Genomic DNA, 7,168 nt, shown 5'->3' with positions numbered 1-7,168 from the left:
GGATGTCGAGCAAGCGTTGCGCGCGCGCAATCTCGAGCTCCCGGCCGGGCGGCTGATCAGCGACACCCGCGAGCTGACGCTGCGCACCATGACCGAACTCGAGCGTCCAGAGGCCTACCGCGACCTGATCCTGGCCGAGCGCGACGGTGCCGAGATCCGGCTCGCCGAGGTCGCCGAGGTCGAGTTCGGACCGGAGAGCTATCGCACCGCGGTGCGGCTGAACGGCGAGGACGCGATTGGCCTTGGGATCGTGCGCCAGTCGGGCTCCAATCTGGTTGCGATCTCGGCCGATGTCCGCGCCGAGCTCGAGGCCCTCTCCGCCCGCATCCCCGACAGCGTCTCGGTGAACATCCCCTATGACGCTGCCACCTTCGTCGAGGCCTCGATCCGTCAGATCCTGAATACCCTCCTGCTGACCATCGCCCTGGTCATCCTGGTGGTCTTCGTCGCGCTGGGCTCGTGGCGGGCGACATTGGTGCCGGCGGCGACCATTCCGGCTTCGGTCGTCGGCGCCTTCATTCTGCTCTGGGCGCTGGGCTACTCGATCAATGTCCTGACGCTGCTGGCACTGATCCTGGCCATCGGCATGCTGGTCGACGATGCCATCGTCGTCGGCGAGAACGTGTTTCGCTTCTCCGAGCAAGGCAAGCCGCGGTTATTAGCCGCTGACCTCGGTGCCGGCGAGGTCGCGTTTGCGGTCATCGCCACGACGGTGGTTCTGCTCGCGGTGATCACCCCCCTGGCCTTCCTCACCGGCGACTCGGGTCGCTTATTCAGTGAGTTTGCGGCTGGGCTCGGTGGCGCGCTCGGGCTCTCGAGCCTGATCGCGCTGACCATCGGGGTGACCGTGGCGTCGAGGCTGATCGATGCCGAGCGTATCGAGGCCAGCCCGCTGCGCCGGCGCGTCGGCGGCCTGTTCGAGTCCCTGAGCCAAGGCTACCTAGGCCTGCTCAAGGGCGTGCTCGCGGTGCGCTGGCTGGTGGTGCTCTTGGCCCTGCTGTTGCTCGGGGCCACCGTTTGGCTCTATCGCGAGCTGCCGCGTGAGCTCTCGCCGCGCGAGGATCGTGGCGCTATCTTCATTCCGGTCGAGGCCCCGGAGGGCACGACGCTCGACGCCATGGTCGCGATCCTTGAGCAGATCGAAGCGGTGCTGCTGCCATTGACCGACGAGGATGGCTCTGGAGAAAGCGCCCCCGCCGAGCATGTGATCTCGTTGGTCGCGCCGCGCAGTGCGGGCCAGGGGCCGGTCAACAGCGGCATCGTCATTCTCAAGCTCAAGCATTGGAGCCAACGCGCGCAAAGCCAGTTTGCCGTCACCGAGCAACTGCTGCCCAAGCTTGCCGGGATCGCTGGTGCCCAGGCATTCGCGATCAATCCGCCCAGTCTCGGCGGCGAAGGCTTCCAGCAACCGGTGCAGATGGCCATCACCGGACCCAACCTGGACGAAGCGCACCGTTTGGCGCAAGAGGTCCTGAACGAGGCTCGCCAGGTTCCGGGCATTGCCCAGGCGCGGCTCGACTTCCAGCCCACCAATCCGCAGCTACGCATCCAGGTCGACCGCGACCGCGCCGCGGCACTGGGCATCTCGCCGGCCGAGATTGGGCGCACGCTGCAGATCCTGATGGGCGGCGAGGACATCACCGACTTCTCGATCGCCGCTGAGACCTACGAGGTGATGGTGCGCGCGCGGCCTGCTGACCGGAGGTCGCCAGACGATCTCGGCGAGGTCTATGTGCGGACCGGGGATGGCTCGCTGGTGGCCTTATCCGGGCTCATCAAGACGGCGCTGGTCGGCCGCGCGGCCGAGCGCCTGCGGGTCGATCGGCTGCCGGCGGTCAGGCTCAAAGGCTCGCTCGCGAGCGGCGCCGCGCTCGGCGATGTGCTGGATCAGCTCGCCGAGCGGGCCCGTCCACTGCTGCCCGATGATGTCCAGATCAAATGGCTCTCGGTGAGTCAGGACTATCAACGCTCGGGTCGTGCCTTTCAGCTCGCTTTCCTGCTCGCGCTGACCATCGTGTTCTTGGTGCTGGCGGCGCAGTTCGAGAGCTTCATCCAGCCGATCGTGCTGCTTGCCGGCGTGCCGCTCGCCTTGTTCGGGGCCTTGCTGAGCCTGCTCATCGCCGGCGGCTCGATCAACCTCTATAGCCAGATCGGCTTCATCCTGGTGGTTGGCATCATGGCCAAGAACGCGATCCTGCTGGTCGAGTTCATCAATCAGTTGCGCGAGCGCGGTGAAGACCTGCGCGCGGCCGTCGAAGGCGCGGCGCGGGTGCGCTTCCGGCCGATCCTGATGACCTCGATCGCGACCCTGTTCGGTGCCCTGCCCTTGGCGCTGGCCTTCGGCCCCGGCGCTGAGACCCGGCGCATCATCGGGCTGGCGATCCTCGGCGGGGTGCTCGCCGCGACCCTGCTGACGCTGTTCTTGGTGCCGGTACTCTACCTGATCCTGGCCAAGCGGACCTCGGCGCGCTCGGCACTCGCCGATGCGCTGGCCAAGCAGCATGCTGAGGCGAAGACCGAGAGGCCTCTCGATCTGCAGCAGCCGTCTCAGTGAGCACGGCAGTACGACTGGGACCCTCAAACCTACATTCCGCGCGCTTAATGAGGCTATCGTAGAAATAGCATCGGTGATTTTTTTCAGCCCAACGCTCTTATTCAATCGCGAACCTCCACCATCCATCACGCAGGCTGGTGTAGATGTCGATCGGCACTTTCAGCAGTGCCAGCACCTGTTGTCGCAACGCGGTGAGCCCCTTGAGCGTCGTCTGAATCACCCGGCCCGAGCGTTCGATGCTCGCCAGATGGACACCGTGAAACGAATCCATGATGGTGCGCCAGGTCGGTGCCTTCGTTTGCATCCTGCCCGGGCGTAGGGGGAGACGCTCGATGTGCGCTTTTTTTATTTCCAAGCGGATCCGCCGTTCGATCAGGCTGACCAACATCAGTGCGATGAAATAGAGACACAGCATGGCCTCGATCCGGCTTGGCGTCTTCAGAAAGACGGGCGCGACGTTGAGGACGGATTTTTGGGTACTGAAGCGCTTTTCCAGGTACGGTTGATGCTTGTAGGTGCGCAGGACCTCCACGGGGTCTAGGCCGGTGTTGTCGGTCAGCGGGAACAACCCATCGGTGCGTTGCGCCCGGGCGATTTCAGCCTCATCGCGTTGCCACTGCAGGTGGTAGCAGACGTGTTCAACCTCCTTGTAGCGGGTGTGGGGGCCTGGACGGCCACGCCCGATCTGGACCCGCTCGCTCGTTCGTGTTTCCTTAAGCGTCACCGCGAGGAAGGCTCCCACGGTACCGGTGGCCTTCTTCAGCGCCGCTTCGATCTGTGTGCGGGTCTTCAATTGGCGTTGATTCAGACCCGATGCGAGCGTCTCCAGGGCCTGCTCGGCCTTGATCAGGCGCTGCTCACGCGCAGTGCGCTCCAAGCGTTCCTTCCCTGTACTGTGCACCCAGAGGATGCGTGCACCGGCGTCCATGGCCTCGCCGACATGGATGCGATAGGTCTGAATCGCTCCGCGCTTGCGGCTGTCGGGGATGTCGTGGCGGTGTTGCCAAACGAGGGCTTCGCCGTTGCGCACGCGTTGCAGAAAGTCTTTGACTTCGCGCATGTTGCGCGGCACCACCGTGATGTAGCGACCACCGTGCTCGGCAATGGTTTTGAGGTTCTCCATGGAGCACAGCTTGCTGTCCGCCAAATAGATGAAGTCTTCCTGATCGAGCCATTCGCGCAACTGTTGCCAGTTGGGAATGTGCGTCGTGACGTCGGCCTGGTTGCCGTCGTAGAGCTGGTGGCTGAGGGGAACGTCGCCGTCTGCGGTGATGTTCAACCCGAAGACGATCTGCTTGCTTGCAGTCCGGGCGATGATCCTTGTTATAGCCATGTGTGAGCGTTACCGCCTGCGCATCAGGCGTTTCGTAGGCACCCAAAAAGGTCACGCTGGTGGAATCGTTGTGGATGACGTTTGTTTCCAACTGGTGCACGCGGATGGCTTGGGCGCTCAGCGCTGCTTGCAGGCTGCTTCGGTCGGCGGCGAATAACTGGTCCAGACTCCGCCCTAACCGGTCATCGTTGTACTTGGCCGCTTCCAGTGGTTCTTCCGTCACCCCGTCAAGATCATCGTGCAGCCACTCCTCCACCCGATACAGGGGTTTCGAGGACACCATGATGTTCATCACCAGTAGGCTCAAGACCTGCGCCGGGGCGATCTCCGCGCCGTTGCTGTTCGGCACGAACCGGTCGAACAAACGCGCAAGCCCGAGTGCGTCCATGTAATATTTTACGAGCGGCAGGATTTCCACGGATTTGATCTTGGTGTTCATCACGCCTCCAACAGGTTGACGGTTCGCGGCTCGCAACAGATCCGCGCTTGGCGCTGTGACCTCGCCAGAGGGTGGTGATGCCAGCATCTGCCGTTTTCAAGCCAAGCCGCCGATGCCTTGCTCCAGCAACACAGGCGTGTTCCTGCGTAGGGGCTCGTCAAATTGGGAAGTCGTTGCGGGGATCGCGCGGAATGTAGGCTTGATGGCGTTACATACCGATAACCGCGCCAGCGATCCGGGTGAGGGTAGTGCTCCAAATCTGTTGGGTTAGCCAGCAAGCTGCTGATTTATAATGATCGAATATCATTCGATAACAGATCTGGAGCACTACCCACGGCCAGGCGATGACCGCACCGCCTCGAACTCGAGCCCCGCGCTGGCCAGCATCAGGCGCCTGCCGGCCAGCCGGGCTACCCTTTGGTCCGCCCCTGTTTTTCTCCGAAACCCTCTTCCACTGAAACCCGCCTACCCCTCACTTCAGCCCATGAAAGAGACCTACATCAACCTCTTCACCGACTTCGGCTTCAAAAAGGCCTTTGGCGAAGAGGCCAGCAAGGAGCACCTGATCAGCTTTCTCAACACCCTGCTGCCGGCCAAGCACCAGATCCAAGACCTGCAGTTCAGCCCCACCGAAGCCCAAGGCGCCAGCGCGCTCGACCGCAAGGCCATCTTCGATCTCACCTGCGTCAGCCCCAGCGGTGAAACCTTCATCGTCGAGCTGCAAAAGGCCAAGCAAAACTTCTTCAAAGACCGCAGCGTCTTCTACGCCACCTTTCCGATTCAGCAACAGGCCCAACGCGGCGAATGGGACTTCAAGCTCAGCGCCGTCTACACCATCGGCATCCTCGACTTCGTCTTCGACGACGAAGAGCGCCGTCATCGCCAAGACGTGGTCCACTGCGTCCAGCTCAAAGACCAACACCACCAGGTCTTCTATGACAAGCTCACCTTCATCTACCTCACTCTGCCCAACTTCACCAAGACCGCCGAGCAGCTCGAGACCCTGCAAGACAAATGGTTCTTCCTCTTCCGCCACCTGCACGAGCTCGATGAGATCCCCCCACGCCTGCGTGAGCGGGTCTTCCTCAGCCTGTTCGAGAAGGCCAGCATTGCCCGCTTCGAGCCCGAAGAGCGCCAAGCTTATGAATCGAGCCTCAAGTACTACCGGGATCTGAAGAACGTCATCGAGACCGCGCGCGAGGAAGGCCGCGAGGAGGGGCACAAAGCAGGGCACGAGGAAGGCCAACAACAAGCCAACCGCGAAACCGCCCGTCGCTTACTGACACTGGGCCTCATGGCCGATGAGCAGATCGCCACGGCGACGGGGCTCTCGTTGGCAGACATCCAGCGCCTGCGCGAGGCCGCGACCAAGGCCCAGTGACGCGCTCATCCGTGATCGCAATGCCACGCGCCCTCAGCAGGTTCACCAGATCGCCCTCCACCAAGGACTCCATCAGCCGGCCCCACTGGCTGGTGAACAGCGCCTTCAGCCGCAGCTACGATGTCGTAGACCACCGGTGGTTTGCCGAGGCTTTGCTCGGCAATCGAGTCGCTGATGTGGTCTTTGACGTACTCGCCGATTTGTTCGAGGTCTTGCTAAGCGAGGGCCATGTTCAGTCTCTCTGTGCTGACAGGGTCTGCTTCGCAACGCCTGATTTTACCATCCGATGCTCGGCTGGAGATCAATCGGGGTACGTCCCCGGTTTGCTCCGGCTCTCATCTCAAACGGCTCGGCGCGAAGATCGCCCTGAAACAGATCAACCCATCAGTGGACGACAATGCCATGTTGGCTGAAAGCCTACCCGTCCCCGATTTACCCACCATCAGGCGTCTGCTGATCAGCCAGGCTAAACCGTGGTCCGTCCCGGGTTTCGGTGCGGGTTTCGGTGGTCCCGGGTTTCGGTGCGGACTCCAGCTTCTTTTACAACTGCGCCTTCTCGATCACCAAAAGGCCTTCTTGAGCAGACCTTGCAAAGGCTCGGATCTCAGTGGCATGCGAGCGCAGCAGCGCAGCGATGGCAGAGGTGCCGGCGTTGCCAATCGACAACCAAATCACTTTCGGCGGAGGACCCTCTACAAACACGCGTTGGCGGAAGTCATTGTCCTTGGACACAATGGCAAATCCATGCGCGCGAGCGTAATCCCAGATCGTCTGATCGGATGCTCCTCGCAGACCAAGCTGCCGGGGATGTGCGCTGTCTGGAAACTCGGCGGCAAGCAGGCCGACGAGGCGATGGCTGAGATTCTCGTCTAACAGCAGCTTCATGCCGCAGACGAGATCGCCAGTCGACGCTCGCGTGCTGCCGCGAAGGCCAGGACGGCCTGAATATCTTCTCGACTGAGATCAGAAAAATCCTCAAGCAGCTCCGCTTCCGACAGACCGCCCGCTAGATACTCAAGAACATCATAGACGGTTATGCGGGTGCCCTTGATACAGGGCTTTCCGCTTCGGATGGCCGGGTCAATCGTAATGCGGTCTTCTAGGTTCATCGGCTTGCCATTGCATCGTGTCAGCGCATCTTTCAGTCTACGGCCTCGCTGCTGACGAGCGCCAGGCCCTTGTTCAGCCCATGGACCGCGAAACCCCCGCTTGGCCAGCATCGCCTCTGCACCCGCATCCGCACCCGCATCCGCACTCAGCCACGCCATGGCCCCAAAGATGCGATTGTTCGCGTAACGCGGCAGCCACTGCTTGAACAGATCCAGCTTGCGCAGGAAGGCCTTCACATCCTTGGGGCGCAGCGTCGTCTTCACCTCGACCACCACCAGCTCATCACCACTGTGGGCGAGAATATCGAACTCACAGTGGCCGCCATCGGCGCGCTGGCCTTTGAGCCGGGTG

The 7,168-nt window shown here is 62.2% G+C and carries 5 protein-coding genes and 1 pseudogene; 2 read left to right on the top strand and 4 right to left on the bottom strand.

Translation table 11 applies throughout. From position 1 onward, the window contains the following. On the top strand, window positions 1-2,554 hold a 2,554-nt coding region (locus VBE63_RS22865; RefSeq protein WP_323685321.1), incomplete at its 5' end, for an efflux RND transporter permease subunit. Between the two features lie 97 nt (window positions 2,555-2,651). Here VBE63_RS22865 and VBE63_RS22860 read toward each other — a convergent pair. Beyond that, entirely contained in the window at window positions 2,652-3,887 is a 1,236-nt protein-coding gene (locus tag VBE63_RS22860; protein WP_323685320.1) for an IS1634 family transposase, read from the bottom strand. A 130-nt stretch (window positions 3,888-4,017) separates the two neighbouring features. Continuing rightward, window positions 4,018-4,326, bottom strand: a pseudogene (locus VBE63_RS31570) (DUF4277 domain-containing protein); the annotation flags it as partial. 484 nt (window positions 4,327-4,810) lie between these two features. Here VBE63_RS31570 and VBE63_RS22855 point away from each other — a divergent pair. Next, window positions 4,811-5,707, top strand: coding sequence for an Rpn family recombination-promoting nuclease/putative transposase (locus tag VBE63_RS22855; protein ID WP_323685319.1), 897 nt, complete (start codon window positions 4,811-4,813; stop codon window positions 5,705-5,707). Window positions 5,708-6,247: 540 nt separating this feature from the next. On the opposite strand, the gene VBE63_RS31565 is transcribed toward VBE63_RS22855, so the two are convergent. Together VBE63_RS31565 and VBE63_RS31560 are read right to left on the bottom strand one after the other, a co-directional pair. Continuing rightward, complete coding sequence (locus VBE63_RS31565; RefSeq protein ID WP_416274644.1) at window positions 6,248-6,592, bottom strand: DUF5615 family PIN-like protein; 345 nt, start codon at window positions 6,590-6,592, stop codon at window positions 6,248-6,250. After that, on the bottom strand, window positions 6,589-6,816 hold the full coding sequence (locus tag VBE63_RS31560) for a DUF433 domain-containing protein (RefSeq protein WP_416274645.1): 228 nt from the start codon (window positions 6,814-6,816) through the stop codon (window positions 6,589-6,591). The genes VBE63_RS31565 and VBE63_RS31560 overlap by 4 nt, the downstream gene beginning before the upstream one ends. Window positions 6,817-7,168 lie beyond the last annotated feature (352 nt).

Origin of the sequence: Lamprobacter sp. (assembly GCF_034860625.1) — a bacterium.
GTDB lineage: Bacteria > Pseudomonadota > Gammaproteobacteria > Chromatiales > Chromatiaceae > Lamprobacter.
This window is presented reverse-complemented; position numbering and strand designations above follow the sequence as displayed.

What these genes read in the sequence shown, in the direction of transcription:
- VBE63_RS22855 (WP_323685319.1), top strand. Translation starts at nt 4,811, where the DNA reads ATGAAAGAGACCTACATCAACCTCTTCACCGACTTCGGCTTCAAAAAG.
- VBE63_RS31560 (WP_416274645.1), bottom strand. Translation starts at nt 6,816, where the DNA reads ATGAACCTAGAAGACCGCATTACGATTGACCCGGCCATCCGAAGCGGA.
- VBE63_RS31565 (WP_416274644.1), bottom strand. Translation starts at nt 6,592, where the DNA reads ATGAAGCTGCTGTTAGACGAGAATCTCAGCCATCGCCTCGTCGGCCTG.
- VBE63_RS22860 (WP_323685320.1), bottom strand. Translation starts at nt 3,887, where the DNA reads ATGGCTATAACAAGGATCATCGCCCGGACTGCAAGCAAGCAGATCGTC.